Source organism: Jeongeupia naejangsanensis (assembly GCF_016865585.1).
Classification (GTDB): domain Bacteria; phylum Pseudomonadota; class Gammaproteobacteria; order Burkholderiales; family Chitinibacteraceae; genus Jeongeupia; species Jeongeupia naejangsanensis.
The window spans coordinates 112,505-127,163 of record NZ_JAESND010000004.1 but is presented as its reverse complement, the minus strand read 5'-3'; the positions used below and the strand labels follow the sequence as shown (position 1 = coordinate 127,163).

Annotated in this window: 15 protein-coding genes; 14 read left to right on the top strand and 1 reads right to left on the bottom strand. The window is 63.7% G+C overall.

Features of this window, described 5'->3' with window-relative positions:
* The first annotated feature begins 2 nt into the window (after window positions 1-2).
* The 11 genes from JMJ54_RS10125 to JMJ54_RS10075 all read left to right on the top strand — a co-directional run bounded on the left by JMJ54_RS10125 (window position 3) and on the right by JMJ54_RS10075 (window position 9,255).
* Window positions 3-755 (top strand): ABC transporter ATP-binding protein, encoded by a 753-nt coding sequence (locus tag JMJ54_RS10125; protein ID WP_239000015.1) that lies wholly within the window; start codon window positions 3-5, stop codon window positions 753-755.
* Window positions 752-1,801 (top strand): MlaD family protein, encoded by a 1,050-nt coding sequence (locus tag JMJ54_RS10120; protein WP_203538332.1) that lies wholly within the window; start codon window positions 752-754, stop codon window positions 1,799-1,801. Before JMJ54_RS10125 ends, JMJ54_RS10120 begins: the two co-directional genes overlap by 4 nt.
* A gap of 8 nt (window positions 1,802-1,809) precedes the next feature.
* The gene (locus JMJ54_RS10115; protein WP_203538330.1) at window positions 1,810-2,394 is read left to right on the top strand and encodes a hypothetical protein; all 585 of its coding nucleotides are present in this window, start codon (window positions 1,810-1,812) and stop codon (window positions 2,392-2,394) included.
* A gap of 30 nt (window positions 2,395-2,424) precedes the next feature.
* Window positions 2,425-3,180, top strand: a complete 756-nt coding sequence (locus JMJ54_RS10110) for an RNA polymerase sigma factor FliA (RefSeq protein WP_203538327.1) — start codon at window positions 2,425-2,427, stop codon at window positions 3,178-3,180.
* Window positions 3,181-3,924 (top strand): flagellar motor protein, encoded by a 744-nt coding sequence (locus JMJ54_RS10105; protein WP_203538325.1) that lies wholly within the window; start codon window positions 3,181-3,183, stop codon window positions 3,922-3,924.
* 82 nt (window positions 3,925-4,006) lie between these two features.
* On the top strand, window positions 4,007-4,750 hold the full coding sequence (locus JMJ54_RS10100; RefSeq protein WP_203538323.1) for a lysophospholipid acyltransferase family protein: 744 nt from the start codon (window positions 4,007-4,009) through the stop codon (window positions 4,748-4,750).
* Between the two features lie 153 nt (window positions 4,751-4,903).
* The gene (locus tag JMJ54_RS10095) at window positions 4,904-7,258 is read left to right on the top strand and encodes a DNA translocase FtsK (protein ID WP_203538321.1); all 2,355 of its coding nucleotides are present in this window, start codon (window positions 4,904-4,906) and stop codon (window positions 7,256-7,258) included.
* Entirely contained in the window at window positions 7,259-8,536 is a 1,278-nt protein-coding gene (locus JMJ54_RS10090) for an ABC transporter substrate-binding protein (RefSeq protein ID WP_203538319.1), read from the top strand. It begins immediately after the preceding gene.
* A 48-nt stretch (window positions 8,537-8,584) separates the two neighbouring features.
* The gene (gene rpmB, locus JMJ54_RS10085; protein ID WP_184099167.1) at window positions 8,585-8,818 is read left to right on the top strand and encodes a 50S ribosomal protein L28; all 234 of its coding nucleotides are present in this window, start codon (window positions 8,585-8,587) and stop codon (window positions 8,816-8,818) included.
* 16 nt (window positions 8,819-8,834) lie between these two features.
* Window positions 8,835-8,990: a 50S ribosomal protein L33 gene (gene rpmG, locus JMJ54_RS10080; RefSeq protein WP_067110116.1), complete on the top strand. Its 156-nt coding sequence runs from the start codon at window positions 8,835-8,837 to the stop codon at window positions 8,988-8,990.
* Window positions 8,991-9,075: 85 nt separating this feature from the next.
* Window positions 9,076-9,255 (top strand): hypothetical protein, encoded by a 180-nt coding sequence (locus tag JMJ54_RS10075; RefSeq protein WP_203538317.1) that lies wholly within the window; start codon window positions 9,076-9,078, stop codon window positions 9,253-9,255.
* 2 nt (window positions 9,256-9,257) lie between these two features.
* Here the strand turns inward: JMJ54_RS10075 and JMJ54_RS10070 are convergent, their stop codons facing one another.
* Window positions 9,258-10,148: a LysR family transcriptional regulator gene (locus tag JMJ54_RS10070; RefSeq protein ID WP_203538315.1), complete on the bottom strand. Its 891-nt coding sequence runs from the start codon at window positions 10,146-10,148 to the stop codon at window positions 9,258-9,260.
* Window positions 10,149-10,422: 274 nt separating this feature from the next.
* On the opposite strand from JMJ54_RS10070, the gene JMJ54_RS10065 reads away from it, so the two are divergent.
* From JMJ54_RS10065 to acs, 3 genes are all read left to right on the top strand, one after another.
* Window positions 10,423-10,734 carry a DUF485 domain-containing protein gene (locus tag JMJ54_RS10065; RefSeq protein ID WP_203538313.1) on the top strand — a complete coding sequence of 104 codons (312 nt, stop codon included), beginning with the start codon at window positions 10,423-10,425 and terminating at the stop codon, window positions 10,732-10,734.
* A complete protein-coding gene (locus tag JMJ54_RS10060; RefSeq protein ID WP_373310139.1) occupies window positions 10,731-12,422 on the top strand; it encodes a cation acetate symporter in 1,692 nt (563 codons plus the stop codon). Before JMJ54_RS10065 ends, JMJ54_RS10060 begins: the two co-directional genes overlap by 4 nt.
* 259 nt (window positions 12,423-12,681) lie before the next feature.
* Window positions 12,682-14,652 carry an acetate--CoA ligase gene (acs, locus tag JMJ54_RS10055; RefSeq protein WP_203538311.1) on the top strand — a complete coding sequence of 657 codons (1,971 nt, stop codon included), beginning with the start codon at window positions 12,682-12,684 and terminating at the stop codon, window positions 14,650-14,652.
* The last annotated feature ends 7 nt before the right edge of the window (window positions 14,653-14,659 follow it).

The window sequence follows — 14,659 nt, the reverse complement described above, 5'->3', positions numbered from 1 at the left end:
CGATGAACGACCCCATCATTCGCGCCGAACACCTCGTCTGCGGCTACGACGACAAGGTGATCCTCGACGACGTGTCGTTCGAGGTGAAACGCGGCGAAGTCTTCGTCATTCTCGGCGGCTCGGGCTGCGGCAAGTCGACACTGCTGAAGAACCTGATCGGCCTGTATCGGCCGATGTCGGGCCGGATCTGGTTCGGCGACGACGAGCTGACCGCGCTCAACGGTGCGGCACGGCTCGCGCTGTACCAGCGTTTCGGCGTGGCCTACCAGTCCGGCGCACTGTTCGGCTCGCTCTCGGTGCTCGAAAACGTCATGCTGCCGCTGAACGAACACACGACGCTCGACGCCGCGGCGATCGAGCTGATCGCCCGCCTCAAGCTGCGGCTGGTCGGCCTCGAAGCCTTTGCCGATTACGTGCCGGCCTCGCTGTCGGGCGGGATGCAGAAGCGTGTCGCCATCGCCCGTGCGATCGCGCTCGACCCGGAGATCGTTTTCCTCGACGAACCGTCGGCCGGGCTTGATCCGGTCACCGGTGCCGAACTCGACGCACTGATCCTGCAGCTGTCGCACAGCCTTGGTCTGACCTTTGTCGTTGTCACCCACGAACTGGCGAGCATCATGGCCATTGCCGACACCGCGCTGATGCTCGACGCCAGCGTACGCGGCATCATCGCGGCCGGCCCACCGGCCGAGCTCGCAGCCCACTCAACGGACGAGCGCGTCCAGCGCTTCTTCCAACGCAAGGTAGCCGCATGACCCCAAGACAAAGCCACATCCGCCTCGGCCTGTTCGTCACGCTGGCACTGGCGCTGGCGCTGGTCCTGCTGATCGCCTTCGGCGCCGGCCGCTGGTTCTCGAACGCGCCGGTGATGGAGACCTATTTCAACGAGTCGGTCAAAGGCCTCGATGTCGGTTCGTCGGTACGTTACCGCGGCGTCGCGATCGGCGAAGTCAGCAAGATCGGCTTTGCCGCGAGCAAATACCCCGAGGCTGCCGACAGCAGCTGGCGCCATCACTATGTCCTGGTCGAAATGCGTTTGCGGCCGGAAACGCTCGGACCGCGCGCCGACGCGACGCTGAACCAGCATGTGCTGGACGGGGAAATCGCCCGCGGCCTGCGCGTGCGCATTGCGCCACAGGGGCTCACCGGCGCCAACTACCTCGAGATCGACTACATCGAGGGCAAGCCGAGCCCGGTCCTGCCGATCAACTGGAAACCGACCGCGCTGTACGTACCGTCGGCGCGCAGCACCGTCGGCCAGTTGCTCAATGCCACGCAGAGCATCGCCGAAAAGCTGGAGAAACTCGACCTTCAGACCATGGTCGACAAGGTCTCGCAGGCCGCCGACACCGTCGACAGCAAGCTGAACGCGATGCCGCTCGAGGAAATCGGCCGCAACACGCAAAAGGCCACCGAGCAGCTGGCGGCGATGCCGCTGAAGCCGATCGGCGACGAAACGCTGGCGCTGGTGCGCGAGTTGCGCCAGAACAACGTCCGCCTCGGCACGCTGCTGGCCGATCCGGCACTGGCCAGTGCACCGGCCGACCTGCAGGCGACGCTGAAATCGGCCAATGCGCTGCTGGCCAATCCCGCGTGGCACCAGTCGCTCGACCGGCTCAACCACTCGCTCGGCGAAATCGACCGTTTGCTGCTCAACCGCAATGCGCAGCTCGGTCATACGCTCGATAACCTCTATAGCGGCAGCAGCGAACTCGATGCACTGTTGCGCGACATCCGCGCCAATCCGTCGTCGCTGCTGTTCTCCGAACCGCCGCCCGCCTATCCGCTCCCGCAACGCTGAGAACCGCCATGCGTACCCTACTGATCCTCGTTGCCACGGTGCTGCTCGCTGCGTGCGCGGCCAGCCGGCCGACCGCCGAATTCAATTACGTGCTCAACGCCGAGCGCCCGGCCCAGAGCGCCCCGACGCTTGCCGGTGCAACGGTCTACGTCGGCGCGCTTGCGATCGACGAGCCCTTTGGCCAGCGCGGTTTCATCTATCGCGAAACGGCACATCGTTTTGTCACTGACCCCTACCGCGGCTACGTCGCACCGCCGGCACGCCAGATCGAAAACCGGCTGAAGGAGTGGCTGATCGCCGCCGGCGCCACACTGACACAGGACCCCAACGCTGCATCCCATGCCATCGATGGCCGCATCAGCGCGCTGTACACCGAGCTGCAGCCCGAGCAGCCCCGCGAAGCCGTCGTCCGGCTGCAGCTGGCGCTGCGCAACGGCAAAACGCCAGCCCGGCAGCTCGCTGTCGCCGGCCATGCACCAATTTCCCCGATGAACGGCGACGGCATCGCCGCCGCAGCCAATACGGCGCTGGCTGAGGCACTTTCCCAACTGGAAACGGCGCTGGCGGGCGAAAGCCGGGCCACGTTGCGGTAAACTGATCCGGCAACCGTTCCACCAAGGCCCATGATCAATCAACGCGCCCTCAAGCTCTATCGTGACACCCGATCGGACAGCGATGCGGAACTGCTTGCGCGCTCGACGCCGCTGGTCAAGAAGATCGCGTATCACCTGATCGCCAGGCTGCCGGCCAGTGTCGACGTCGAGGATCTGATCCAGGTCGGCCTGATCGGCCTGATGGATGCCGCGCGCAATTTCGATCCCGGCGCCGGCGTGCAGTTCGACACCTTCGCCTCGCAGCGCATCCGTGGCGCAATGCTCGACGAGCTGCGCAGTGCCGACTGGTTGCCACGTCAGACCCGCCGCAATCTGCGCAGCATCGACGCAGCCATCCACAAGCTCGAACAACAGCTCGGTCGTGCGCCGAGCGAAACCGAGGTCGCCAAAGCGCTGGACCTGCCGCTCGACGATTACCAGGGCATGCTCGGCGATGCGCGCGGCCACCAGTTGCTGCACATCGACGACTACGCCCGCGACGACGACGAGCACGGCGCATCGTCACCGCTCGATGCCTTTGCCGCCGACCATGGTGCAGATCCGCTCGCACAGCTCGACGACGCCCACTTCCGCGCCCGGCTGATCGAGGGCATCGCCCAGTTGCCGGAACGCGAAAAGCTGCTGATGGCGCTGTATTACGACGAAGAACTCAATCTCAAGGAAATCGGCGCGGTGCTCGGCGTTTCCGAATCGCGCGTCTGCCAGCTGCACAGCCAGGCCGTCGCGCGACTGCGCACCCGACTGACCGACTGGACCGCCAGATAAATGGACAAGATCAGCATCTTCGGCCTCATCCTCGGGCTCACGGCCATCCTGCTCGGCCAGTGGCTCGAGGGGGGGCACATCGGCTCGCTGCTGCAGCTCACCGCCTTCCTGATCGTCCTTGGCGGTACCGCCGGTGCGGTGATGCTGCAGAGCCGGATGAGCGACTTTGTCGCCGGCATGAAAATGCTGCGCTGGATATTCGTGCCGCCGCAGCACGACAACCGCAAACTGCTGAACACGCTGGTCAACTGGGGACACCAGTCGCGGCGCGGCGGCCTGCTGGCGCTCGAAAACGTGATGAACACCGAGAAGAATCCCTTCGTCAAACGCGGGCTGCAGATGCTCGTCGACGGCGCCGAACCCGAGATGATCCGGCGGGCCTTCGAACTCGACATCGACGCCTACGAACACAGCGCCAAGGCGGCCGCCAAGATCTGGGAAGCTGCCGGCGGCTACGCGCCGACGCTGGGCATTCTCGGTGCGGTGCTCGGGCTGATCCATGTGATGGAAAACCTGTCGGATCCGTCCAAGCTGGGCGCCGGCATCGCCGTGGCCTTTGTCGCGACGATCTACGGCGTCGGCATTGCCAACCTCGTGTTCCTGCCGATCGCCGGCAAACTCAAGCGCCACATCCACAGCGAAGTCGTCCACCGCGAGATGCTGCTCGAAGGCCTGGTGGCGATCGCCAACGGCGAAAACCCGCGCCTTTACGAGAACAAGCTCGCGGGCTACCTGCACGCCTGAGTGGCCCCAACCGGTCACGCCGATTGGGCAGCCGGCGGTAAACCGGCTAAACCGAAAGCAGACTTGCGACAGCGGAGACGCGATGCGCTACCTGCTGCACCTTTTCCTCCGGGCGATCTGCTGGCTTGACCTCGCCGCCTATACGCTGGCCCTGCTGCTGCTTGCCCTGCTGCCATCCGGCTGGCTGCGCATCTGCTATCCGAAACTATTTCGCAGCTGGTGCCGCTGCTTTGTCCGTGCCCTCGGTGTCCGGTTGCACCTGCACCAGCACCAGACTCGCCCGCTGCCCGATCACTTCATCCTGATCGCCAATCATCCGTCCGCGCTTGAGCTGGTCGGGATACCCGGGCTGTTCAACGTCGTCAGTCTCGCCAAAATCGAGGTTCGCGACTGGTGGTTCGTCGGCCGTATCGCCGCAGCCGCCGGCACCTTCTTCGTCGAACGCGAAAGCAAGGGCTCGCGCCAGAACGCGCTGACCTCGATGCGCAGTGCTGTCAGCGGCGGACGCAATATCGCGATCTACCCCGAGGGCGGCTGCAAGGGCCGGCGCGTTGCAGAGCGCTTCCACTACGGCGCGTTCACGCTCTCGCTCGATACCGGTGTACCGATCGTACCGGTGTTCCTGCACTACGAAGCGCAGCAGGCCTTCGCCTGGGAGGGCCAGACGTTGCCGCAGATGCTGCGCCAGATTGCTTGCGCGCCCAACCGGCAGGCCCACTACCATGTGTACGACGCGTTCGACCCGGCCGATTTCGCCGATCGTGATGCCTACGTACAACACGTCCACGCCTGTTATCTGACGTGGCAACAGCGCCATCTCGACTAGTCGCTGCCGAAGCCCTCGGTGTCATCACCGAATCCCCACGCCGTATTCCGGATCAGAATGATCATGAGGGCCCCCCGTCCCCGGCACATCGCACCTGCCAACGGGAACGAACCGTTATAATCGTCCGCTGAATACCAAATCCCCCGTTTCGACATGGCCATTTTCCGCAAGAAAAACATCACCAAGGCCTCGACCCGAGCGGCGCTCCCTCCCCAGCTCGCCGGCGTACTGCGCGAATCGTGGTGGCTATTGCTGGTCGCCATCGTTGTCTATCTCGTCCTTGCGCTCGGCAGCTACCACCGCGCGGACCCCGGCTGGTCCCACAGCGCGACGCAGGCGGCAGTCCTGAACCGCGGCGGCAGCGTCGGTGCCTGGGTCGCGGACATCCTGTTGTCCGTCTTCGGGCTCTCGGCCTGGTGGTGGGTCGCCTTCTGCCTTGCCGCCATTCTGTGGGGCTATCGCCGGATCGATCACGTCAGCCATTCGTCCCGTCCGGTCGTACTGCTGGCCTGCACCGGTTTCTTCATGATCCTGCTGGCGAGCTGCAGTCTCGAGGCCCTGCGCCTGCATACACTCGACGTTGCCTTGCCGCTGTCGCACGGCGGCATCGTCGGCGTCGCCCTCGGCGGCTGGCTCTACCGCGCACTCGGCTTCGCCGGCGCGACGCTGACGCTGATCGTCGTCTGGGCGCTCGGCGTCTCGCTGTTTACCGGCCTGTCCTGGCTGGCGCTGATGGAAAAACTCGGTACCGGCATCGAATGGCTGGGCTTCAAGTGCGTCGATACCTGGCAAGCCGCGCAGGACCGCCGCATCGGCCGTCAGGCGTCGGTGCAGCGCGAAGAGAAGATCAACGTCGAGAAGAAGAAGCAGGAAGAAAAAGCGCCGCTGAAGATCGAGACGCCGCAGATCGAAGTCCCGGTCGCCAAGGCCGTGATCAAGGCAGCCGAAAAGGAAGCCGAAGCGCAACAGAAGAAAACCGTCCAGCCGACACTGTTTGCGTTCGACGACCTCCCCACGCCTGCCGTTGCTGGCGGCTTGCCCGCGCTGAGCCTGCTCGCGCCGGTGCTGGCGTCGCAGGAAACCATCAGCAACGACACGCTCGAATTCACCTCTCGGCTGATCGAGCGCAAGCTCGCCGAGTTCAATGTCGAGGTCAAGGTCATCGCGGCCTATCCCGGCCCGGTGATCACCCGCTACGAGATCGAGCCCGCCGTCGGCGTCAAGGGCGCGCAGATCGTCAATCTGATGAAGGATCTAGCGCGTGCGCTCGGCCTCGTCAGCATCCGCGTCGTCGAGACGATCCCGGGCAAGACCTGCATGGGGCTCGAACTGCCGAACCCGAAGCGGCAGACGATCCGGCTGTCGGAGATCCTCTCGTCCGAAGCCTTCCACGGCATGCACTCGAAGCTCACGCTCGCGCTGGGCAAGGACATCACCGGCAAGCCGTCGGTCACCGATCTGGCCAAGGCCCCGCACATGCTGGTCGCCGGCACCACCGGCTCGGGCAAGTCGGTCGGCGTCAATGCGATGATCCTCTCGCTGCTGTACAAGGCGACGCCGGAAGAAGTGCGCTTCATCATGGTCGACCCGAAGATGCTCGAGCTGTCGGTCTACGACGGCATTCCGCATCTCTTGGCGCCGGTGGTCACCGACATGAAGCTTGCCGCCAACGCGCTGAACTGGTGCGTCGCCGAGATGGAAAAGCGCTACCGGCTGATGAGCCACTTCGGCGTGCGCAACCTTGCCGGCTTCAACCAGAAGGTCAAGGAGGCCGAAAAGGCCGGTCAGAAACTGACCAACCCCTTCACGCTGACGCCGGACAACCCCGAGCCGGTCGAGCATCTGCCCTTCATCGTTGTCGTCGTCGACGAATTTGCCGACCTGATGATGGTCGCCGGCAAGAAGATCGAGGAACTGATCGCCCGACTGGCGCAGAAGGCGCGCGCCGCCGGCATCCACCTGATTCTCGCCACCCAGCGGCCGTCGGTCGACGTAATCACCGGCCTGATCAAGGCCAACATCCCGACCCGGCTGGCGTTCCAGGTGTCGAGCAAGATCGACAGCCGCACCATCCTCGACCAGATGGGCGCCGAAGCGCTCTTGGGCCAGGGCGACATGCTCTTCCTGCCGCCGGGTACCGGCTACCCGCAGCGCGTCCACGGTGCCTTCGTCGCCGACGACGAGGTGCACAAGGTGGTCGAATACCTGAAGAGCACCGGCGAACCGGACTACATCGACGGCGTGCTCAACGGCGGCTTCGATGCCGAAGCTGCCGGCAACGCCGGACTAGAAGGTGGCGGCGGAGATCAGGAAGCGGATCCGCTCTACGACGAAGCTGTGGCGTTCGTACTGAAATCGCGCCGCGCGTCGATCTCGTCGGTGCAGCGCCAGCTGCGCATCGGCTACAACCGTGCAGCGCGGCTGATCGAAAGCATGGAGGCTGCCGGCCTGGTCAGTGCGATGGAAACCAACGGCAACCGTACCGTACTCGTACCGCCAGCCGAATAAATGCGCCGACTGCCCGCCCTGCTCCTCGCGCTCGCAACCGGCAGCGCCGGCGCCGCCGACATCGAGGTACTGCACTGGTGGACATCGCCCGGCGAAGCCCGCGCCGTGCAAGCGCTGCGGCAGCGCGTCAACGCGGCCGGCTACCGCTGGAACGATTTCAGCGTCATCGGCGGCGGTGGCGAAAACGCGCTCAACGTCCTGCGCACCCGAGCCAGACTGGACAATCTGCCGACTGCCGCAGCCGGCGGCGGCGCACAGGTGCAGGAATGGAACCGGCAAGGCCTGCTCGGTGACATCAGTGCGACGGTTGGCGCGCAGGACTGGTCCAGCGTGCTGCCCCCGGAGCTCGATGCCGTGGTCAAGGTCGGCCCACGTTATGTCGCGGTGCCACTCGGCGTTGCCCGCATCAATATGCTGTGGAGCAACGCGGCAGTCCTGCGCAAGGTGGGCGGCGAGCCGCCGCAGAATTGGGCTGCATTCTTCCCGCTGGCCGAAAAGCTGCGTCGGGCCGGCGTCGTACCGCTGGCTGTCGGCCAGCAGAACTGGCAACTGGCCACCCTGCTCGAGGCCATCATCCTTGCCGAAGCGGGGCCGGAACGCTATCGCGACATCTTCGTCACGCCGGTTCTGGGCGCGAGCCGCGACCCGCGTTTCGTCCATGCACTGTCGGTCTTCAAACGGCTCAAACCCTTCACCGATGCACATGGCGGACCGGATTGGAGCCAGGTCGCTGCCGAAGTCGTCAATGGACGCGCCGCGATGACCGTATTGGGCGACTGGGCCAAGGGCGAGTTCTCGGCCTCGGGCAAACAGGCGGGCCGCGATTACCTGTGTACGGCGGCGCCGGGCAGCGCGACGGCATTCAGCTTCGATGCCGATCTGCTGGTCATGTTCGCGCCATCCGGCGGCGCGCCACAACAGCAGGCGCAGCAGGATCTGGCAAAGATTGCGATGTCGAAGGACACGCAGGAAGCCTTCAATTTTTACAAAGGCAATATTCCGGCCCGCACCGATGTGACGCTCGAACGCTACGATGCCTGCGCCCGTCTGTCGGCACGTGCCTTTGCCGACAGCGCCCGCCGCAACACGCTGGTGCCGTCGTGGGCCCACAATATGGCACTGAACGATGCAGCCAGGACGGCTGTGTTCGGCGTCGTCGGCCGTTTCTGGCGTGCCCCGGCGATGACCGCCGAACAGGCCGCCCTGCAGATCGAAGCGGCAATCGCCGCTGCAGGCATGCCACAACGGGGCACCACGCCGCTTGAACCTCGCGGTTGATTCATGCTATAAATCCGGTTTTTCTCAGAAGTCAGGGAATACCTAACCATGGCACGAGTATGCAAAGTCACCGGCAAGCGTCCGATGACCGGGAACAATGTTTCCCACGCCAACAACAAGACCAAGCGTCGCTTCCTTCCGAACCTGCAATCCCGTCGTTTCTGGGTTGAAAGCGAAAACCGCTGGGTTCGCCTGCGCGTTTCCAACGCAGCGCTGCGCACCATCGACAAGAACGGCATCGACGCTGTTCTGGCCGACCTGCGCGCCCGCGGCGAACTGTAATCCGGAGTGAATGACCATGCGTGAAAAGATCAAGCTCGAATCGAGCGCCGGCACCGGCCACTTCTACACCACCACCAAGAACAAGCGCACCATGCCAGAAAAGATGGAGATCAAGAAGTTCGATCCCGTCGTCCGCAAGCATGTGATGTACAAGGAAACCAAGCTTAAGTAAGCTGGTTTTCGCTGGTGACACATACTCGAAACCCCGCTCTTCAGGCGGGGTTTTTGTTTGAGTACCACCCTCCAAGGACAATACGATGCCGATCAACCACTATGACCTGCAAAAGTTTGCCGGCGTGAAAATCAAGGACGCCATTCGCAAGAAAGGCTCGCCCGACCGCTTCGGCAAGGCGTCGACCGGCGAACAGGGTGCCGACGACAAGGCCAAGACCTCGCTGATGGGCAAGCTGCTCAAGCAGCACGTCGAGCCGAAGTAAACCTACTCGGACGGCTGCCAGACTTCGAGCAGCGTATCGCGCAGCATCGTCACCAGCGGATCGTTTTCCCGCTCGGCCGAATAGACGAACTGCAACGGCGCACTGGTCACGCAATCGCCACCGCGCCACAGCACGATCGAGCCGTCGGCAGCAAAGCGCTTCGCCGTCCGCTCGGCGAGAATGGCCACGCCCAGCCCTGCCTTGACGAGTTCGAGCAGCGTCGCCTCTTCGTCGAATTCGCCGAACTTGCGCGGCGCCACGTTCTGCGCGCGCCACAGCTCCTGGGTGATCGACGACAGGCTGTTGAACTGCGACAGCCCCAGCCATGGTACTTTGGCCAGCGAGTCCCAATCGTCACCGGCCAGCTGGGGTGCCAGTTGCGGCGGCAGCGCCACGCAGAAGCCGATTTCGGTCAGCGGCAGGTTGTTGACGTTCTGGTAGGGGTTGCGGCCGAGATAGAAGCCGCCGTCGAGCGTCTTCTTGCGTACTTCGTTGAGAATCCCGCCCGAAATGCCATGCGTCGTCTGCACCGTCAGCAGCGGATAGCGACTGCGCAAACAGGCGAGCCACGGCCCGAGCTTGAGTCGCGCCGGCACGCCGATGGTGCCGATCTTGACCTTGCCCTTCGGCTCTCCCGACAAGGCCTTGGCCTTGTGCTGCATACCGCGCGACAGCGCGAGAATGCGCTCGGCCTCGGGCAGGATGTCCTTGGCCGCCTCGGTCAGCTGCACGCCGCCCGGATAGCGCTCGAACAGCGCGACGCCAAGCTCTTCCTCCAGCGCCTTGATCTGCGCGGTCACCGCAGGCTGCGAAAGGTGGAGTAGTTCGGCAGCCTGTGTCAGGTGCCCCTGCTGCGCCACCGCCACGAAAGTACGCAATTGATACAGTTCCATGCCGTCGATTATCCCGCAATCTGCGGTTTCGGGTCGATTCCGCGACGAATGAATGTAGTCGCAATGCCGCGATTTCACTCAACACAGTAAGACTCGTGCAACGCGGCATCAGAAATGCTGATTTCCTGCATCAAAAATTGCAATTAGCCCACGTCCGGACTGCGCCATAGAGTGCGTCACTAAGCGTGGGTCGTGCCCGGCATGCCGGAGTGCGATGTCACGATGAAGCCGCAGTCGCCGGCCATCGCCGGTATCGACCATCAGGGAGGACAGCATGGATGAAGCACTGATTCAGCGTATCCAGAACAACCCGAAGTTCCAGGAGCTGCAACACAAGAAGACCAGCCTGAGCTGGCTGCTGTCGATCATCATGCTCGTGATCTATTACGGGCTGATTCTGATGATCGCGTTCTCGCCCAAAACGCTCGGCACCCCGCTTTCCGCCGGCAGCGTCACCACCATCGGCATCCCGCTCGGGTTGCTCGTCATCGTTTCGGCCTTCGTGCTGACCGGCATCTACGTCCGCCGCGCCAATACCGAGTTCGACCAGCTCAACAAAGAGCTCATCGAGGAGACCCGCCAATGATGCAGCGTCTTTCCACCCGACTGACCTTCGCCGGCATGGCCATGTGTGCCAGCCTGCCGACATGGGCCTCCGGCGCCATCGAAGGCGCGGTCAAGCAGCGCGACCTGAACTGGCACGCGATCATCATGTTCGTGCTGTTCGTCGCCTTTACCCTCGGCATCACCTACTGGGCGGCACGCCGCACCCGTTCGGCCAAGGACTTCTACGCGGCCGGCGGTGGCATCACCGGCTTCCAGAACGGACTGGCCATCGCCGGCGACTACATGTCGGCAGCATCCTTCCTCGGCATTTCCGCACTGGTGATGGGCAGCGGCTACGACGGCCTGATCTACTCGATCGGCTTTCTGGTCGGCTGGCCGCTGATCACCTTCCTCGTTGCCGAACGGCTGCGCAACCTCGGCAAGTACACCTTTGCCGACGTCGCGTCCTACCGGCTGAGCCAGACACCGGTTCGCTGCTTTGCAGCCGTCGGTACCCTGGTCACCGTGCTGCTGTACCTGATCGCGCAAATGGTCGGCGCCGGCAAGCTGATCCAGCTGCTGTTCGGCATGAGCTACAGCTCGGCCGTGCTGATCGTCGGCGTGCTGATGGTGATGTACGTGACCTTCGGCGGCATGCTGGCAACGACCTGGGTGCAGATCATCAAGGCCGTGCTGCTGCTGTGCGGCGCGACTTTCATGGCCTTCATGGTGCTGGCAGCCAGCGGTTTCAGCTTTGAAACCATGTTCGCCACCGCCGTGGCCACGCATCCGAAGGGCATTTCGATCATGAGCCCGGGCGGTCTGGTGAAGAATCCGATCGATGCGATTTCGCTTGGCGTCGGCCTGATGTTCGGTACCGCCGGCCTGCCGCACATCCTGATGCGCTTCTTCACCGTGAAGGACGCCAAGGAAGCCCGCAAGTCGGTGTTCTACGCGACCGGTTTCATCGGCTACTTCTACATCCTGACCTTCATCATCGGCTTCGGCGCGATCATGCTGGTGCTGGGTCGTCCGGAGTACACCGAAACCATCATGAAGGACGGCGTGTCCGTTACCCAGTTGATCGGTGGCGCCAACATGGCGGCAGTGCATCTGGCCAACGCGGTCGGCGGCGACTTCTTCCTCGGCTTCATCTCGGCCGTGGCCTTCGCCACCATCCTCGCCGTGGTATCGGGCCTGACGCTGTCGGGCGCATCGGCTGTGTCGCACGATCTGTACGCCAATGTGTTCGCTCGTGGCCGTGCCGATGAAGCACACGAAATCCGCGTATCGAAAATGGCGACCATCGCCCTGGGCGTGCTGGCGATCCTGCTGGGCATCGCATTCGAGAAGCAGAACGTCGCCTTCATGGTCGGCCTCGCCTTCTCGATCGCCGCCTCGGCCAACTTCCCGGTGCTGTTCATGTCGATGTTCTGGAAGGGCCTGACCACCCGCGGTGCCGTCATCGGCGGCTCTGCCGGCCTGATCTGCGCCGTGCTGATGATCGTGCTCGGACCGACGGTATGGGTGAAGACCCTTGGCAACGCTGCAGCCATCTTCCCGTACGACAATCCGTCGATCTTCTCGATGCCGCTGGCCTTCTTCGTCACTTGGCTGGTGTCGACGCTGGACAAGAGCGAATCGGCGCAGCGCGAACGTGCCCTGTTCCTGCCGCAGTTCATCCGCTCGATGACCGGTATCGGTGCGGAAGGTGCCTCCAAGCACTAAGGCAAAACACCCCTGAACGCCCCGCCCCGTGCGGGGCGTTTTTCATTGTGCCCTGCCCTGCGCGCAATGACGGTGTTGCCGCCGGGGCACGCCGGACTACGCCACCCGGCCGGTCATTCCCGCCGTTGATCCGGAATCGGCCACAACATCAGCGGAACTGATTCCGCGCATCAGAAAACACGATTGGCTTTGGCGTCGCGACGGCTTTACAGTCCGAACATCGCATTTTTACTTACTGCACTGGCAAGAAGGAGCAAGCATGAGCAGCATCGATTCCGTACTGAAAGAAAACCGCCTGTTCCCGCCGTCCGACGATTTCCGCGTCAAGGCCAACGTCTCCGGCATGGAGGGCTACAACGCCCTGTGCGAGCAGGCCAACGGCGACTATGAAGGCTTCTGGGCCAACCTCGGCCGCGAGCTGGTGAGCTGGAACAAGCCGTTCACCAAGGTACTGAACGACAGCAACGCCCCGTTCTTCAAGTGGTTCGAAGACGGCAAGCTCAACATCTCGTACAACTGCATCGACCGTCACCTCGACGCGCGCGGCGATAAGACCGCGATCATTTTCGAAGCCGACGACGGCAAATCCGAACATGTGAGCTATCGCCAGCTGCACGCCCGCGTCTGCCAGTTCGCCAACGGCCTGAAGCTGCTCGGCGTCACCAAGGGCGACCGCGTTGTCGTCTACATGCCGCACACCGTCGAAGCCGTCGTGGCCATGCAGGCATGTGCGCGGATTGGTGCGATCCACTCGGTCGTGTTCGGCGGTTTCTCGGCCGGCGCGCTGCGCGACCGCATCCAGGATGCCCAGGCCAAGATCGTCATCACCGCCAACGAAGGCTTCCGCGGCGGCAAGCCGGTACCGCTGAAGGCGACCGTTGACGAAGCCGTGGCCATGGAAGGCAGCGAATCGATCGAGAAGGTCATCGTGCTGCGCCGCCTTGAAAACAGCAGCGCTGCATTCAACGATGCCCGCGACGTCTGGTGGCACGAGCTGGTCGAAGGCCAGCCGACCCAGTGCGAACCGGAATGGGTCGATGCCGAGCACCCGCTGTTCATCCTTTACACCTCCGGCTCGACCGGCAAGCCCAAGGGCATCCAGCACAGCACCGGCGGCTACCTGCTCGGCGCGCTGACGACCATGAAGTGGGTATTCGACTACCGCGAAGGCGACATCTACTGGTGCACGGCCGACGTGGGCTGGATTACCGGCCACTCCTACGTGGCCTACGGCCCGCTGGCCATCGGCGCGACCCAGGTCGTGTTCGAAGGCGTGCCGACCTTCCCGGATGCCGGCCGATTCTGGCAAATGATCGAAAAGCACAAGGTCACGACCTTCTACACCGCGCCGACCGCGATCCGCTCGCTGATCAAGCTCGGTGGCGATCTGCCCAAGCAGTACGATCTGTCCAGCCTGCGCCTTCTGGGCACCGTCGGTGAACCGATCAACCCCGAAGCGTGGATCTGGTATCACGAAGTCGTCGGTGGCGGCCGCTGCCCGATCGTCGATACCTGGTGGCAGACCGAAACCGGCGCCAACATGATCGCGCCGCTGCCGGGCGCTGTCGCGACCAAACCGGGTTCGTGCACGCTGCCGATCCCGGGCATCATCGCCGATATCGTCGACGAAGCCGGTGCCCCGGTCGAACCGGGCAAGGGCGGCTTCCTCGTCGTGCGCAAGCCGTGGCCGTCGATGGTCCGGACGATCTGGAACGACCCGGAACGCTTCAAGAAAACCTACTTCCCCGAGGACTTCAACGGCCAGCTGTATCTGGCCGGCGACTCGGCCCACTTCGACGAGAACGGCTACATCTGGATCATGGGCCGCGTCGACGACGTGCTGAACGTCTCGGGCCACCGCCTCGGAACGATGGAAATCGAATCGGCACTGGTCGCCAATCCGCTGGTGGCCGAAGCCGCCGTGGTCGGCAAGCCGCACGAGATCAAGGGTGAATCGGTTTGCGCCTTCGTCGTGCTCAAGGGTGCCCGCCCGGAAGGCGACGACGCCAAGCGCATCGCCAAGGAACTGCGCGAATGGGTCGCCCACGAAATCGGCAAGATCGCCATGCCTGACGAAATCCGCTTCGGCGACAACCTGCCCAAGACCCGCTCGGGCAAGATCATGCGCCGCCTGCTGCGCGACATCGCCAAGGGTCAGGAAATCACCCAGGACACGTCGACGCTGGAAAACCCGGCCATTCTGGAGCAGCTCGCCAAAAGCGCGATCTGATCACACG